This is a genomic window from Collimonas arenae (genome assembly GCF_000786695.1).
Lineage (GTDB): Bacteria > Pseudomonadota > Gammaproteobacteria > Burkholderiales > Burkholderiaceae_D > Collimonas > Collimonas arenae_A.
The window spans coordinates 1,130,638-1,145,290 of record NZ_CP009962.1 but is presented as its reverse complement, the minus strand read 5'-3'; the positions used below and the strand labels follow the sequence as shown (position 1 = coordinate 1,145,290).

28 protein-coding genes and 1 tRNA gene are annotated in these 14,653 nt (G+C 55.1%); 21 read left to right on the top strand and 8 right to left on the bottom strand.

Features of this window, described 5'->3' with window-relative positions:
* Positions 1–151: 151 nt before the first annotated feature.
* From LT85_RS05140 to LT85_RS05100, 8 genes are all read right to left on the bottom strand, one after another.
* Entirely contained in the window at positions 152–646 is a 495-nt protein-coding gene (locus LT85_RS05140) for a RusA family crossover junction endodeoxyribonuclease (protein ID WP_052134715.1), read from the bottom strand.
* Positions 647–661: 15 nt separating this feature from the next.
* Positions 662–1,579, bottom strand: a complete 918-nt coding sequence (locus tag LT85_RS05135; protein ID WP_052134713.1) for a DnaB-like helicase C-terminal domain-containing protein — start codon at positions 1,577–1,579, stop codon at positions 662–664.
* Complete coding sequence (locus LT85_RS05130; protein WP_038486131.1) at positions 1,567–1,920, bottom strand: hypothetical protein; 354 nt, start codon at positions 1,918–1,920, stop codon at positions 1,567–1,569. The genes LT85_RS05135 and LT85_RS05130 overlap by 13 nt, the downstream gene beginning before the upstream one ends.
* A complete protein-coding gene (locus LT85_RS25230; RefSeq protein WP_052134711.1) occupies positions 1,920–2,618 on the bottom strand; it encodes a conserved phage C-terminal domain-containing protein in 699 nt (232 codons plus the stop codon). Before LT85_RS25230 ends, LT85_RS05130 begins: the two co-directional genes overlap by 1 nt.
* A complete protein-coding gene (locus LT85_RS05115; protein WP_038486128.1) occupies positions 2,619–3,053 on the bottom strand; it encodes a hypothetical protein in 435 nt (144 codons plus the stop codon).
* 73 nt (positions 3,054–3,126) lie between these two features.
* Positions 3,127–3,315 carry a hypothetical protein gene (locus LT85_RS05110; protein ID WP_038486124.1) on the bottom strand — a complete coding sequence of 63 codons (189 nt, stop codon included), beginning with the start codon at positions 3,313–3,315 and terminating at the stop codon, positions 3,127–3,129.
* A gap of 9 nt (positions 3,316–3,324) precedes the next feature.
* Positions 3,325–3,633, bottom strand: a complete 309-nt coding sequence (locus tag LT85_RS25825) for a CII family transcriptional regulator (protein WP_081992066.1) — start codon at positions 3,631–3,633, stop codon at positions 3,325–3,327.
* Positions 3,630–3,878: a Cro/CI family transcriptional regulator gene (locus LT85_RS05100; RefSeq protein WP_038486121.1), complete on the bottom strand. Its 249-nt coding sequence runs from the start codon at positions 3,876–3,878 to the stop codon at positions 3,630–3,632. Before LT85_RS05100 ends, LT85_RS25825 begins: the two co-directional genes overlap by 4 nt.
* A 75-nt stretch (positions 3,879–3,953) precedes the next feature.
* Between LT85_RS05100 and LT85_RS05095 the strand changes: the two genes are divergently transcribed.
* The 21 genes from LT85_RS05095 (at position 3,954) to LT85_RS05015 (ending at position 14,649) form a co-directional block, all read left to right on the top strand.
* Entirely contained in the window at positions 3,954–4,616 is a 663-nt protein-coding gene (locus LT85_RS05095) for a LexA family protein (RefSeq protein ID WP_038486118.1), read from the top strand.
* Between the two features lie 316 nt (positions 4,617–4,932).
* Positions 4,933–5,142 carry a hypothetical protein gene (locus LT85_RS05090; RefSeq protein ID WP_052134710.1) on the top strand — a complete coding sequence of 70 codons (210 nt, stop codon included), beginning with the start codon at positions 4,933–4,935 and terminating at the stop codon, positions 5,140–5,142.
* Positions 5,143–5,173: 31 nt separating this feature from the next.
* Entirely contained in the window at positions 5,174–5,734 is a 561-nt protein-coding gene (locus LT85_RS25820; protein ID WP_081992063.1) for an HNH endonuclease signature motif containing protein, read from the top strand.
* Positions 5,731–6,114 (top strand): DUF551 domain-containing protein, encoded by a 384-nt coding sequence (locus LT85_RS05080; protein WP_038486115.1) that lies wholly within the window; start codon positions 5,731–5,733, stop codon positions 6,112–6,114. The genes LT85_RS25820 and LT85_RS05080 overlap by 4 nt, the downstream gene beginning before the upstream one ends.
* The gene (locus LT85_RS26425) at positions 6,111–6,260 is read left to right on the top strand and encodes a hypothetical protein (RefSeq protein ID WP_156117435.1); all 150 of its coding nucleotides are present in this window, start codon (positions 6,111–6,113) and stop codon (positions 6,258–6,260) included. The genes LT85_RS05080 and LT85_RS26425 overlap by 4 nt, the downstream gene beginning before the upstream one ends.
* A 9-nt stretch (positions 6,261–6,269) precedes the next feature.
* Positions 6,270–6,569, top strand: a complete 300-nt coding sequence (locus tag LT85_RS05075) for a hypothetical protein (RefSeq protein WP_038486112.1) — start codon at positions 6,270–6,272, stop codon at positions 6,567–6,569.
* Positions 6,570–6,583: 14 nt separating this feature from the next.
* A complete protein-coding gene (locus LT85_RS05070; RefSeq protein ID WP_081992060.1) occupies positions 6,584–7,573 on the top strand; it encodes a recombinase RecT in 990 nt (329 codons plus the stop codon).
* A 2-nt stretch (positions 7,574–7,575) separates the two neighbouring features.
* Positions 7,576–8,205, top strand: coding sequence for a lambda exonuclease family protein (locus tag LT85_RS05065; RefSeq protein WP_038486109.1), 630 nt, complete (start codon positions 7,576–7,578; stop codon positions 8,203–8,205).
* Positions 8,202–8,432 carry a hypothetical protein gene (locus LT85_RS26420; protein WP_156117434.1) on the top strand — a complete coding sequence of 77 codons (231 nt, stop codon included), beginning with the start codon at positions 8,202–8,204 and terminating at the stop codon, positions 8,430–8,432. The genes LT85_RS05065 and LT85_RS26420 overlap by 4 nt, the downstream gene beginning before the upstream one ends.
* A complete protein-coding gene (locus LT85_RS05055; RefSeq protein ID WP_038486103.1) occupies positions 8,425–8,937 on the top strand; it encodes a hypothetical protein in 513 nt (170 codons plus the stop codon). The genes LT85_RS26420 and LT85_RS05055 overlap by 8 nt, the downstream gene beginning before the upstream one ends.
* A 38-nt stretch (positions 8,938–8,975) precedes the next feature.
* A tRNA-OTHER gene (locus LT85_RS26415) sits at positions 8,976–9,098 on the top strand.
* Between the two features lie 35 nt (positions 9,099–9,133).
* The gene (locus tag LT85_RS05050; RefSeq protein WP_216595044.1) at positions 9,134–9,508 is read left to right on the top strand and encodes a hypothetical protein; all 375 of its coding nucleotides are present in this window, start codon (positions 9,134–9,136) and stop codon (positions 9,506–9,508) included.
* Between the two features lie 156 nt (positions 9,509–9,664).
* Complete coding sequence (locus LT85_RS26410; protein ID WP_156117433.1) at positions 9,665–9,835, top strand: hypothetical protein; 171 nt, start codon at positions 9,665–9,667, stop codon at positions 9,833–9,835.
* Between the two features lie 6 nt (positions 9,836–9,841).
* Positions 9,842–10,780, top strand: a complete 939-nt coding sequence (locus tag LT85_RS05045) for a DNA cytosine methyltransferase (RefSeq protein ID WP_038486101.1) — start codon at positions 9,842–9,844, stop codon at positions 10,778–10,780.
* 105 nt (positions 10,781–10,885) lie between these two features.
* Complete coding sequence (locus tag LT85_RS05040; RefSeq protein WP_156117432.1) at positions 10,886–11,386, top strand: hypothetical protein; 501 nt, start codon at positions 10,886–10,888, stop codon at positions 11,384–11,386.
* A 2-nt stretch (positions 11,387–11,388) separates the two neighbouring features.
* Positions 11,389–11,586, top strand: a complete 198-nt coding sequence (locus LT85_RS05035; RefSeq protein ID WP_038486095.1) for a hypothetical protein — start codon at positions 11,389–11,391, stop codon at positions 11,584–11,586.
* A complete protein-coding gene (locus LT85_RS26405; RefSeq protein ID WP_156117431.1) occupies positions 11,583–11,792 on the top strand; it encodes a hypothetical protein in 210 nt (69 codons plus the stop codon). Before LT85_RS05035 ends, LT85_RS26405 begins: the two co-directional genes overlap by 4 nt.
* On the top strand, positions 11,789–12,241 hold the full coding sequence (locus LT85_RS05030; protein ID WP_038486092.1) for a hypothetical protein: 453 nt from the start codon (positions 11,789–11,791) through the stop codon (positions 12,239–12,241). The genes LT85_RS26405 and LT85_RS05030 overlap by 4 nt, the downstream gene beginning before the upstream one ends.
* A 106-nt stretch (positions 12,242–12,347) precedes the next feature.
* Positions 12,348–12,953, top strand: a complete 606-nt coding sequence (locus LT85_RS05025) for a hypothetical protein (protein WP_038486089.1) — start codon at positions 12,348–12,350, stop codon at positions 12,951–12,953.
* Between the two features lies 1 nt (position 12,954).
* Entirely contained in the window at positions 12,955–13,176 is a 222-nt protein-coding gene (locus LT85_RS05020) for a helix-turn-helix domain-containing protein (protein WP_038486087.1), read from the top strand.
* Between the two features lie 252 nt (positions 13,177–13,428).
* Complete coding sequence (locus LT85_RS05015; RefSeq protein ID WP_038495099.1) at positions 13,429–14,649, top strand: tyrosine-type recombinase/integrase; 1,221 nt, start codon at positions 13,429–13,431, stop codon at positions 14,647–14,649.
* Positions 14,650–14,653: the final 4 nt, after the last annotated feature.

The window sequence follows — 14,653 nt, the reverse complement described above, 5'->3', positions numbered from 1 at the left end:
GTTCGGCATCGGCGTTGCGCCAGCCGCCCACGGTCGTAGGTGGAACTGCGATGCTAGCAGCGATTGACGCGACTGTGAACCCGCGTTGCACTAAATCTGCAATTACGCGGGACCAGTCGATCGGATCGTGTTTAACCGGCATCAGCATAGATCAAAACGCCCCCTCAGTCGACGGCCACAGCGCTGGGCAGGCGGTGGTGATGTCCAAGCCAAGCTGTGGCTGTTCTGTCGCAATCGGCGTTATCGTCACCACCACCCTGGCCTCGCCGTCCGGCTCCATGCGCTCGCCGGTGTCGCGCCGCACCCATTTGTCATCCTCGATTGCCACGCCCTTGAGTGAGTCGTAGAGAACCTTCCTGGCGTTGTCCAGATCCAGGCATTGCACGGTATCATCCCAGGCGGCGCCATCACGCTTCATACGCTTTTGCCAGTCGAGCGGCCGGTGCGGGTAGAGCTTGATGTCGATCTGCACCCGGCCGGTGATCGGCGCGCGGATGCCGGCGGCCATTGCCAGGAGTGCCACGGTCTTTTTGTACTTCTTGGCCTCGGACGATGGCGCGGTCATCGTGCGCCCGCCAAGTGGGAACGAGTTCCAATATCGGTTTGCCGATATCGGGTATGGCAGTGTGAGGGTGATTGGTTTCATGGTTTTCCTTATGCGTCACAAAACGCGCGCGAGGCCGCGGCGAGCGTTCTTGTTGAAGTCGGTGAATTTCTGGGATTGCGGGTCAAACCACAGCTTGACGCGCCCTTCCCATTCGCCGTTACGTGACTTGTCGCAGATCAGCAACGTATCAGCCATGTCGTCCGGAGGTGTCTTGCCGGCGTCGACATCGCGCTCCTTGCGCTTGTTGCGGTAGACCAGCACCACGTTGTCGACCAGGTCGGCGATGGCGCCGGAGCCGCTGATGTCCATGCGCGTCGGCATCTTCTCGTCGCCTTCGCCCTTTTTCAGGTGAACGACAAGGTGAATGTGGATGTTGAGATCGCGCGCAATGATGGTGAGCTGATCGACAAATTCCTTCTGGCCGTTGTAGTCGTCAGTGCCTTTCACGCACTTCATGAGCGAGTCGACGGCAATATGTGTGCAACCCAGCTTTTCAGCGCAATGCCGGATAACCGCAAACAAGCGCTTCGGGTGAACCGATCCTTGCTGGTCGTACACCCACATGCTTTTTTCTGTTTTCTGGATGAAGTTGCGCACCTGCTCGGGGGTCGGATGACGCAGGCCGGTATGCTGACGAATCATGCGCGAAATGGTCTTTGGCGGCTTCATTTCGAAGCTCGCAGTACAGGACTTATGCCCGTCTTGCGCCAGGGTAGAAAGGACCTGGCCCTGCAGCATCGACTTGCCGGAACCGTTGAAGCCACCCCACAGCGTGACCTCGCCTGGCGCGAAATACAGCCAGCAGTTAGCAAACGGCATCTTAGGATATTTCGGCGCGCTTCCCAGCACATCCGGCGCCAGCTCGGCAATTACTTCGTCCGCATACATCGCCACGCTGCGCACACGCTCCTGCGGCTCTGTCTCGGCCAGGTAGCCTTCAAAATCGATCATGTCTTCGGTCAGAAGCTCCATGCTGTCCACTCCCCTTTTTTGAATTCCATCATCTCGTCGCCGGCGCATGCGATGACATGCGCGGCTTTCTCGGCTATCTGTTCCACGATCCTGCAGAAGCCTTCATCCATCGCTGGACCATGCACATGCACACGGCAGTTCACCAGGAACCGGAAATCATGCGCCCGGTGCATCTCGTTGGCGGGAATTTCCACAGTCGGCAGCAAGCCAAACTGCATCCCGTTTTCCGGGTCGTCGTACTTGTTCGTGATCGGCAGATCGGCATACCCAGCATTCACAAAAACAGCCTTCGGCATGTAGCCGGCCACTCGTTCGCGCAGGATTTGCCGGTCGCCGCGCATCAGACGAACGGGTTAGACCCGCCTCCAGAGCTACCCAGCTGACCCACGTATTGCGCGAATTTGGTTGCTCCGAAAAGCGTTTCAGGGCGCAGGTATTGCGACATCGTGGCGTTTTCCAACCATTCCTCGACCTTCACATCGATGACGGCTTTACATTCCTCGATGCTGGACTCGTTGAGCCTGGCAACGATCAATCGAATATTCGCCTCGACAGGTTTGTACGACCTTCCGGTTTTTTCGTTGAGGTGGTTCAGAATTTCGATTGCGTCGGGTTCTCCCGACAATGTCTTTACTTCCCTTACCCTTCCCTTCCCCTTCCCTTCCGGGGGTGAGGACTCGGAGAGTTCTAGTCGAGCCTGTGCAGGCTTTTCATCAGGAAACGGTGGATATTTGAGTGTTGGCTTGTCGATTTTCTGGTGATTCCAGCCAGTTACATGCCAGAAAGCCTTATCCTGTGCGGTGTACAGAGCTATCAGACGATTCGACTCCAACTCGTCGAGTAATACCTGAACATCTGTCGAGGTAATATCGTCACCTGGGAAGATTTCAGCCTTGAGCGTCTTCGAGCTGGCCGGGTGGTTGCCACCGTCATCACAAAAGTTCCAGAGACCGATAAACAGCAGCCGAGCCATCGGCGAGCAATCCATTACCTGTTCGTTGGCCCAAAATTCAGGCTTGATTGTGCGAATTCTGGCCATTTAAGCCCCCGCCATCGACATCAAAGCCAGCGTATCGACGCACCATTGCATCGGCGTACGGCGCTCAGCAGTGAACAGGCCGGCCCGAGCAGGAACTGTTTTCTGCTTCACCGGCATGACTTCCCTTTTGCTCTCCAGCGGTGGTTTGACGACCGCCCGCGGCTTGTACGTCAAATGCTCAGGCTCTGGCGGCTCGATCACGGCACCATCCAGGAAATAGATGTTGCGGGCGTGGGAGCGATTGGCGGTGATGCCGTTGCCCTGCATGATGAAAACGGAGCGCTTGATCTGTTCGTAAGTGGCATCGGGCAGTATGGTATAGACGTTTTCTGCCAAGTCATTCAGCCCCATGCCCTGCGGTGCGCTGCGCAAAACAGTTTTGATGGCGGTGCGAATTTCGCGCATCTCGTTGCGCTTTGTAAGTGGCTGGCTCATAGCTATTCCTTAGGATGATTGGCGATCGCCCACAGCATGAGCACCGTGATGGCGATGATGACGAGCGGGAACATTAGGCAGTCGCCCAGGCACGCGCAAACAGGTTGGCCACCACGGACTCACCGGTGAACTCAGCCATACGATCGGCATACGCCTTGCGCCAGTGATGCACGGCCAGCTCGTCGGTGTATGGGCAAGCGGTAATTGGGCGGCCTGCTTCAGCGGCCAGGTGCGCGTCGCGCTGGATGGTTGGAATGTTCATGGAGAATCCTTAAGCGTCGTTTTCGAGGTCAGCCTTGAGCCAGTTGAAGGCCATGCGCTTGAGCGCGCGCTGATCGTCTTTGTCCACCACCACGGAGTCGGTCGCCGCTACCTGCAGGCCGATGGCCGCCAGGAGGTTGCAGAAGGTCAGCAAGTGCTCCTGTTTGAACCGGCTGATCGTGCTGGCGCTAGTGCCCATGCAAGCGGCTGCATGCTCCTGCGTGACCTGTGAAATCCTGCGCAAAAGTTCGGACTCAATCTTTGCAGCCGTCTTGCGGGTGTTTTCAACCGGATCGGTAGAAACTGTTTCTGTGCTCACAGCGACACCTTTTCAGTTTCAGCGTGAGTGCTGCGCAAATATTGCCAGTTCGTCCCAGGCGCCAGCACTTCACACAGAACGGCGCCGTTGCAGAGCTTTTCGAGATCAGGTGCTCGATCAGCTGGAACGCGCCCTTTTTCGATCCACTCATAGACAGAAACTGGGTGTATTCCGAAGAATTTAGCGACAACAGCTGCGCCGCCTGCTTCGTCAACTGCTTTTTTTACTTCGTTTTCGGGTGTCATATTTCACTCATTAAGGAGTTGCCTTAGTTGATTGTAGCAGGGAATACCTTAATTGCAAATGTTAGGCTACGCCTTATGGAAATTGGTCAAATAATCAGAGCGCGCCGGAAGGCCCTCGGCCTCACTCAAAAAGATGTCGGAGACTACTTCGACATCAGTAGCGTCAGCGTTTCCGAATGGGAGCGCGCCCTTGGAAAGCCAGAGCAGGATAAACTACCGGGACTTGCTCGTCTCTTAAAAACAACAGTAAATCACTTATTGACAGGGGTTGAAGACGTCAATGCCACCGAGCGCAAGCTCGATTACAACGCTGTTGCTGTTGAGAATAGGGGGAAACTTCCATTGATATCATGGGTTCAAGCGGGGGAGTGGTCGGACATCGTTGACAACTTCCATCCTGGCGACGCAGAAGACTGGATTGCCTGCCCTTTCAAGCATAGCGAACAGTCTTTCGTCTTACAGGTAGTGGGCCACAGCATGTACAACCCGGGCGGGGAAAAGTCATATGCCCCAGGTGAATACATCGCCGTGGACCCGAAGAAAGAAGCGATCAACAAATCGATGGTAGTGGTGCGGATTGACCACGAGGAAAAAGCCACATTCAAGCAGTTGTTAATCGATTCAGAGGGCACAATGATGCTGCAGGCGCTGAATCCATCACATGTACCAAGAATCATGACCATACCGGAAGGCTCAAGAATTGTTGGCGTCGTCATTGGGAAATGGGTTCCCGAGTAATAATCGCCAACTTTTGAAGCCGGCCCACCCTTCGCGGTGGGTTTTTGTTATCCGCATACTTCCCTATCCTTCCTGCTGTTCCAGATAGTTTTCTATCCCTCCACCTTATTTAAAATAAATAATTAAGGCAATGCCTTGACACGGACTAAGGTATTGCCTACTATACGAACTAAGGAAGCGCCTTATTCGATACCAAGTACCGCGTAGGCCATGTGTTGTGAGAGTTGGGTGTTTCCTTCATCGGCTGCGGCAGCAGAAACGAAGTGCCGGAATTATCCACGGTGGTCCGGCCCCCTAATTCAACAAGGAAATCGAAATGGCAAAGCACATCTACACGGTTAAGGGTTCTGGCGACTTTCCTATCGACATGCTTCGGTATGACGAATGCTGGCCAGATCAGCCGGCCGATGCAGAAGCTATTGCTCCAGGCAATCGAGAAATTCGCTACATCAAGTTGCTGAGTGACCGCTATCCAACAGTGCATCGCTGGGAATCGTTTTGCTGGACTGTTTCCGCAATCGATTAAATAAATCAGCAACTAATTCTAAGGAGATGTGATGAGTAATCAGTACACGTCATTGACTGATCGTTTTAACGCCAAATGGACTCCAGTTCCTATCGCTGGTTGCTGGATTTGGATCGGCTCAGTAAAGCGCGGAAGAAATGGAGATGAGCGGCCACAAATACGCGACAAGGCAACTTCGCGATTGGCTTATCGAGTTTCTTATGAGCTTTTTAAAGGCCCAATCCCAGAAGGTTTCCTTGTCTGCCATACCTGCGATATTGGGGTGTGCGTCAATCCAAGCCACTTGTTTCTCGGAACGCACAAAGATAACCAGCAAGATGCAGTCCGTAAAGGACGTCATACATCGCAAACCAAGCCAGAAATTTGCATTGAAAATGGCCGTCGCAATGGTCGCCTGAATACTTGGTCTGCTGGGTGTGAAGGCAAGTCAATTATTCCTCATTCAGATATTCCTGAAATAGAGGTGCGCATTGCAAGCGGTCAATCTCTTAGTTTTGTGAGTGCTCAATATGGGGTATCAAAACAAGCGCTCAAACAATTTATGGCAAGAGCTAAAGTCCGCGCCGCCCTCGCCAAAGCGGAGGCAGCATGACCGCCACCCCCGAGCAGTTAGTGCACTACGCGGCCCTTGGCGTCGAGGCTGCTGAGTTTGCGGAGATGAAGCGCGATGCTGACCTCTTTGGAATTGATGAAAATTCGTGCGATTCGGATGGTTGGGTTAGCGTTGATGACCGCCTCCCCAAGATTGGAGAATGGTGCGCAGTTTTTATCGACCTTCGCACTGGCGACTGGTTCGATCAGCAGACTATTCCAGTGACTATTATTACTGCCGCCAGTCTACGAAGCATTGACAGTGAAGGATATGCGGACTGGCAGCAAGGGCAGCTTTCTAGTGGACATCCATTGAGAAAATTTTCGCATGTTACTTATTGGATGCCATTGCCGAAAGCACCAATCGGGATCCATCCATGACCAACACTTCCCACCGCCTGCTCTCGAAGCGCATAGCGATGAAGATAGCGCGCCGGCCGAAAGATGCGCCGAAGCCGGACGATGTAGTGCGCAGCGAGACGAGCCAAGTCCTGCGGCAGATGAAGATGTTTTTGAACGCGAAATAGGAATAGATCATGAAAAACTACGAAGAAACCTACGGCGAAGATTACGTCGCTATTTTCGGCCACAAGATCACGTCAAGCAGGTTTCTTAAGATACGTGACTTCCTCTGCGCCATGGCCGTCATCACCGGCATCGGCTTTGCGAATGCTGTTTGCACGAATGCGGGTGACTACGCCGCGCCGACCGCCGAAGAGATTGATGTCCAGCGGCAGGTGGCGCATCTCTGTCAAGCCGATGGCTGGCCGGAAGATTCCAAGATCGCATTTGAGCGCGCTTGCAAGGGCGAGCTGCGCCGCCCACAAATTAACTGACCCACAGGAAAATCATGTCAAACGCACTTACACTTATCACGGAAGACATCTACGGCACTCGGGACAAGTTCTCGACGGTGCTGGCCGACAAGTCGCTCAATTTCGAACGTGAAGCCGGTTTCGCCATTCAGGTATTGGGTGGCAACGATTATGCGCTCAGCACGGCGGCCAAGAATCGCCAGTCCGTTGTCGACGCCGTGACGAACATTGCCGCCATCGGGATCAGCTTGAACCCAGCGAAGAAGCAGGCATATCTGGTGCCGCGCGGGGGCAAGATTTGCCTCGACATCAGCTATATGGGCTTGCTCGACCTGGCTATCGATTCCGGCTCGATCATGTGGGGCCGGTCCGAGGTGGTTTATTCGAGTGACCGTTTCACGTTGAACGGCTTCGATAAAGAGCCAGAGCATGCCTATGATCCGTTCGGCATGGACCGCGGCGATATGGTCGGCGTGTATGTGGTCGTCAAGACGAACATCGGCGACTACCTGACCACCACCATGACCCTGGCCGAGGTCGATGCCATCAAGCAGCGTTCCGAATCCGGCAAGAAGGGTTCTGGACCTTGGAAGACCGACTACAACGAGATGGCAAAGAAGACGGTCATCAAAAGGGCCTACAAGATGTGGCCGAAGACCGAACGCCTGGCGCAAGCCATTCACATGCTCAACACCGAGAGCGGCGAAGGTATCGACTTCAATGCCCAGGAGCGCGGCGCGAACTGGATTGACGTCGAGCCGATGATAGTTGAGGCCACGCGCACCAAGACCGATGCCGACGCTCTCGCCTACTGGAAATCCAACAATGCCAAGCTCGGTAAGCAGCCTGCCGACCATACCAAGCTGAAAGAAGCCGTTGCGCGGCATCGTGCGGCCCTACGCAGCGCCGACGAAGCTCGGACTGTAGATATGCCAGCTAGCACCACCAGCGCAGCTCCTGCGGCTGATCCTGACTTCGTGGCGGCTATGGATGAAGCCGGCGGCTATGTTCAAGGCGGCGACTGATCATGGAACGCACTCAACAAAACGAAGAATGGTTCTTGAGCAGGCTTGGCAAGGTCACCGGATCGCGTTTTGGTGATGTCATTGCCATGGGCAAGAATGGTAATTTTCTAAAATCGCGCGAGACTGCGATCACTGAAATCACGCTTGAATTGTTGACCGGCCAGCCTGGACCAATGTGGACCAGCAAGGCTACTGATTGGGGCAATGAGCAAGAGCCGTTCGCGCGCATGGCATACGAAACAGCTACAGGCGCATTCGTTGAAGAAGTCGGATTCATTGACCACCCTACCATCTTGCAATGTGGCGCATCGCCGGATGGCCTGATAGACGCCGATGGCGGCTTTGAGGCGAAGTCGCCATACACGCCAGCGGTTCACATGGCCACGCTGCTCTACGGCATGCCTGCCGATCATATGGCCCAGTGCCAAGGCGGTATGTTCGTGACCGGTCGCCAGTGGTGGGATTTTGTTTCCTGGCATCCGGCCTTCCCCGAAGGAATGAAGCTCTACATTCAGCGCATCGAGCGCGACCAGAAATTTATCGATGCCATGGAAGCGCACATCGTCAGCGCAATCAAGGAAATAAACGATAACGTGGCGCGCTTGCTTGAAAAATATGAGGTAGTGCAATGACCGCCCAACGTTTATCGACCTGGCTCGCCCTCCGCTGCCGCGAGCCCGATTTCCAGGCATTTCTGCACGTCGACAGCGAGGTCGAAGCCACCCGGGCAGTGCGCTCGATCTGCCATGTAACCTCGCGCGGAGATATCGACCGCGACGAGAGCGCTGCCACCAGGTTCCACCAGTTTATCCGTAGGCCCTACTTTGAATTTATGACCAGAAAGGAACACCATGTTTGAATTGACGAAAACGCAGGTCGGCCTGACTAATGTCAATCCGCGCGCAGAACTGCACGGCGACGAGCATCAGATTGCCGTCGACCTGTCCATCCGGGCGAACCTGAGCGGCGAGATCCTGAAACAGTTCAGCGCCGAGCTGCGCGACTTCCTTTACAAGGCGCCGGACGATCCCGACCTGGCCGAGCAGGCCGATCCGGAATCGCCGACACAGCCACGCTTTCCAAAGATGGGCGCGATCAAATGGGATTTCGAAGGCACCGGCTACAAGGTCACGGTCGACTATGGCCTGGGCGGCGATAGCGACATCGTGCTGCACGACTGCAAGGTCGACAAGTTCGTGTTCGACCCACAGAACGGCGGCACCGTGGTGACCGGCTTCCGCATCATCGCGCACCCGGATACCGATGTGGTCGGCCTACTCTGCGACCGGATCCAGCAGGACATCGAGATCACCATTGAGCCGCCGGCACCGACAACAACTGCTGAACTATTTCTACCGAAATAACCACCCCGATCCGCGCCGGGTGCGCGCGGAGCCAATACGCATGCGGTAGCTCAGTGGTAGAGCATATGCGAAGTAGTGAAATGGAAACTACGCCAAAGGCCACGGCGACTATCCAGAGTAGCGAAAGACGTAAGACTTTGGTTCGATTCCAGACCGCAGTCGCATTGGCAGCAACACCAATTTTATGGAGATGAGCATGACGACAGTTATCCAAGCAGTAGAAGTAAAACGAGATGGGTACGGCTACTGGACACACCCAGACATGCCAGATTTTGATGAGGGTGAGGATGCTCAATACAAAGCTTGGTTGAATAGCCAAGGACTACTCACCAAGTACAAAATGCTCGAAGGAGAGAATGACACCCATCCTGCATTTGACAGCTATTTTGAGCATGGTAACCCTGACATCAGCGCATGGGAACCAGCGTCACCGGCTGGTGACGGTTGGTTCACTATCTGGATTCAAGACACCGAAGACGGACCTTATTGGGTATGGGCGCGACGCGTAGAACTTACGGACGAGAACATGAGTTCCTCTGCGAGGTTGGCCGCCAAAGACAGCGATGCGTAATAAATTTCCCGGCATTTGCTATCGCTGCCAACAGCAGGTTGCCAAAGGTGCCGGGCACTTTGAGAGACATGCCGGGGGATGGCGCACTATCCACGCTGAATGCGTTCTTATCCAGCGCGCAGAAAAAGAACGTGTCCTACTTGCTAAGGAAAAATTATGACCACCGAAGCCCAGAAGATCATGCAGGCGAACCGCGAGGGCGTCAGGTTCGGCGCCCAGGAGATGCGCGACAGGATCGTCGCCGAGCTGGAACTGTTTGCGGTGCCAGAGGCCATCATTGCGCTGGTGGAGCGGGTTGAGGTGGCGCAGCATCTCAAGGCAGCGTGACCGCCAATGGCCGCCTACTACAACGAAATTGATCCCTACGCAGCACAGTGGCTGCGTAACCTGATTGGGGGGGGGCACATCGCCCCCGGTGATGTCGATGAACGGAGCATTGAAGATGTTAGACCAGAAGATATTCGCGGATACACACAATGCCACTTCTTCGCCGGCGTCGGAGTCTGGGCATACGCCCTTCGGCGCGCCGGCTGGACCGACGATCGACCTGTTTGGACCGGTTCCTGTCCTTGCCAACCTTTCAGCGCGGCAGGCAAAGGAGCTGGCTTTGATGACGAGCGGCACCTCTGGCCGGCCTGGTATCACCTCATCAGCGAGTGCAAGCCTCCAATCATCCTTGGAGAGCAGGTTGCGAGCAAAGACGCAGATGCTTGGATCGACCTTGTACAAGATGACATGGAAGCCTTGGGTTACCCCTTCGGGGCGGTCCCGTTTCCGTCTGCGGGCGTCGGTGCGCCGCACATCCGAGACAGAACGTACTGGGTGGCCGACTCCTACGCGACGAGATTACAAGTCAGGGGTCGATACGGCCGAAAACCGGGAAGCCCGCAACGCCGGCGGAATGATGATGCAGGAAGCAGCATCTCTAGCGGGTTGGAACACCCCGTGCTCATCGGACGGCAATGGGGGAAAACGCCCACATCCAGAGACATCAATGACGGGGCGACACCCCAGCGGCCGCAAGGTCAACATGGGGCTTGCATCGCAAACACATATTGGATTTCTGAAAACGCAGCCGGTCCGACTAACGGTTACTGGCGTGCTGCTGACTGGCTTGGATGCAGGGATGGAAAATTCCGGCCAGTTGAACCCGGCACATTCCCGCTGGCTCATGGGGCTACCGCAAGAGTGGGACGACTGCGCGCCTACGGCAACGCGATCAACGCTGAGCAAGCAAAAATCTTTATCGAAACCGTGATGGAAATCATATGACCTCCCGCCAACTAAAAACCCTATCCGAGAACTCGTTCTACGCGCTTCTCTTCGCCGCCGGCCTGACGCTGGCCGCATACATGTTTCTTGAATTCTGAGGTGATTATGGCTATCGATATTGAAGCAGAGCGGAAGCTGTTTGAGGTATGGGCAGAAGCTAACTGGTGGTTTGTCGATGTGCCAGCTAACGCTTTTGAGATTTGGAAGGCAGCTCGCGCCGCAATGGTCGCGCCGCAGCAGGCTGGTGGTCAATCTATCGACATTCAGCCAGAAAGCCACGCCAGTGCTGAATATAGGGTGGTGGCCGCGCCGCAGCAGGAGCCAGTGGCGGAGAATAAACGCGAAGAGATCGCACGTCTGCTAAAACTACTCAAAGTGAACGGGGAATTTTCACCTGCGACTCTTACTTGCATAGACGATACGGTGAAATATCTACGGAGCGCCCCGCCACCGCCAGCAGCTCCGGCGCTGAGTGATGAGATGATCCAGCTGTTGAAGGACGCCAAGGAATATCTAGGCCAGGTGGGATGTCGAGCCGAACTTTGCGATTTGGAAGAAGCCCGTGAGGTCATCGCGCGCATCGACGCAATTCTTCCGAAGGAATGACGATGAAATTCACCGACATGAAGAATTGCTACACGCCCGAACAGACGCGAGAAATCCGCGCCGAGTGGAATTCACTACAGAACCAAATTTGGCGCGATGAATGCCGCAAAATCATCGCCTACTGCATCGCTCCGGATATGGAAAAGGCAGCGCATCAGATGCTTGAAGAAGTTTTTCAGAAGTCGGAGGGAAAATCATGAGCGAAGCCATCAAGATTTGCGCAACTTGTAAACACAAGCACTTCAATCTTTTGAATTTCATCCTTGGCTATGCCCCGCTCTGCCGGCGCCCAAGCGTCGGGATTGATCCTGTCTCTGGAAAAATAAATAGGCGCTGGACAGATCAAGACCGTGCCTGGGAAGAACAATGCGGGAAAGATGGCAAATATTGGGAGCCAAAGTCATGAGCCTGCCATACGAAAATGCGACCAGCGGCGGCACAGCACTGGAGGAAATCCGCAAGTTACTAATGAAGTTCGGCTGCAGCAGATTCGGCACCATGACCGACAGCGAAGCGGGTGAGCTTCTAGTGCAATTCAGCCATCGCGGCCGGGATGTCACTGCACGCGCCAGCTATCGCGGCTACGCTGCGGCCTGGTTGCGGGAGCATCCATACGGCCAGCGCACACGCAGCTCGAAGACCGATCATGAAAAGAAAGCCCTTGCGCAGGCCGAAATCAGTGTCTGCAGCATCCTGCGTGACTGGATCAAAGGCCAGATCATGGCTATAGAAACCGGTGTGCTGAGCTTCGAAGGTGCCTTTCTTGGTCAGATCATGCTGCAAAACGGGAAAACGGTAGTCGAGCACGTAATAGACGCCGGCCTATTGCAGATCGAGAATCGGAGCACATCATGAGCGACCATGACGACATCTGCACCCTCTGCGGGCGCACAGGGCATCGGCCAGCGGAGTGTCCTTGGCGCTCGGTATCGAAGAATTTTATTGAACAATGGAGAGCGCGATGAAAGAACGCCCAATCTTATTTACCGGCGCCATGGTGCGCGCGCTGCTCGCCGGCGACAAGACCCAGACGCGCCGGATCGTGAAGCCGCAGCCGGCAGTATCGAGTGCCGGTAACCTGACTGGCGAATGGCTTCGCCGTCCACTCGACGGGCTACTGCTGCCGAAACTGCAAGATATCGCAATTCACTGCCCTTACGGCCAGCCAGGCGACCGACTCTGGGTACGCGAGTCTTTCTGGGGCTGCGACTTACCAGGCTTCGGCGATCAGCCATGCGTGGTCTACGACGACGAATGGCGCGGCAAGGAATACCAGCCAGCAGAGGCTCGGCCATGGGCGCGCAAGTTCGGACGGATCCCGTCAATCCACATGCCGCGCGATTGCAGCCGGATCCTGCTGGAAATCACCGCGGTGCGCGTCGAGCGTCTGCAGAGCATCAATACCGAAGACATCATTGCCGAAGGTTTGTCTACGACATTGCGCGAGCATGACGCCGAGAAAGATCTTCAAAACCAATGGTGCGACTTATGGGAATCAACTGGTGGCGACTGGATGGCGAATCCTTGGGTGTGGGTGGTGGAATTTAAACGCATTGACGGAGAGTAAAATGACCGACCAACAAACCTTGATAGAATGCGCTGCACGGGGCGCTCAAATCTACGCAGAGCGGCATCCACGGCCTTCGCAGGTCACGCAGGTTCAGGCGGCGCAGATGCTAGGCATCAGCGCGCAGACCGTCGGCCGCATGGTGCGCGAAGGCCGGCTATCCCTCAATGGCTTGGGCATGATCCCGATCTCGGAGATTGACCGCAAGCTGCTGGTGAAGTGACCGCACTACACCTCATTTACACCAACACCACCGAGAGCCGCTCAGATGCTCAATCCGAGTTTCCGGCTCTCGGCACCAGGAACACGTTTCATGCAGTATCAAGCACTCTCAAAACCCGCATGCTCCCAAGCATGGCGGGTTTTTTGTTGTCTCAAGCCGTTTCACCCGATACCATGAGATACCAACAATTTATAGGTATTTTTGTTGGTACCTTTCAAAAGTGCTAAACGACATACCAACACCGAGGGTTTCATGGCACTGACAGACACATTCATTCGACAGGTAAAACACAGCGGTGCACCGGCTGGCGACAAACACGCCGACGGGCAAGCGCTATATCTGCTAGTGAACGCGAGCGGGAAATACTGGCGCATGAACTTCCGCTTCACCGGCAAGCAAAAAACGCTGGCGCTGGGCGTCTACCCTGCTGTGTCGCTTGCCAAGGCCAGAAAACGACGCGATGAGGCCCGCGAGTTGCTGGCGGAAGGTATCGATCCTGGCAAAGCCAAGCGCGACGATAAACAAGCCAAGATCGCGGCGGCCGCATTCACTTTTGAAACAGTGGCGCGCACGTGGCTTGGCAAGACGGCGGCAAATCGCGCCGAAAGCACCCAAGAAAAAAATACGGCTTGGCTGGAACGGAACATCTTCCCCTTCATCGGTTCCATGCCAATCTCCGATATCAAGCCAAAGGACGTGCTGGCGGCGCTAAGCAAGATAGAGGCACGCGGAGCTATTGAGTCGGCGCACAAGATCAAGCAGATATGCGGCCAAGTGTTTAGGTTCGGCGTTGCCACTGGTCTAGCAGAACGCGACGTTACGGCAGACCTACGCGGCGCGTTGTCCGCTGTTCCGAAAGCCCACTATGCTGCCATTACAGAGCCGAAACAGGCTGGAGAGTTGATGCGTTCGATCCATGCCTATACCGGACATCCTTATGCCGTAGCAGCCCTGAAATTATCCCCGCTGCTGTTTGTGCGTCCAGGAGAACTGCGGTCAGCAGTGTGGATGGAAATTGACCTGGATGCAGCAGAGTGGCGCATACCAGGCGAAAAAATGAAAATGAAAATCGACCACCTGGTGCCGCTATCGACGCAGGCGGTCGAGATACTGCGTGACATGCAAGCTATGACCGGACACGGCAAGTACGTTTTCCCAAGCATTCGCACCGGCGAACGCTGCATGAGCGAAAACACCGTCAACGCGGCATTACGTAGCATGGGCTACAGCAAAGAAGTTATGACGGGACATGGATTCCGGGCAATGGCTCGCACAATCATGGATGAAGTGCTGGGCGAACGGATAGATTTGATAGAACATCAATTAGCACACGCGGTAAAAGACCCGAACGGTCGCGCCTACAATCGCACGGCGCATTTACCGGCCCGACGAGAAATGATGCAACGATGGTCAAATTACCTCGACAAATTGCGTATGGGTGCAGATGTTCTGTCACTTCGAGCTGCGAACTAATAAC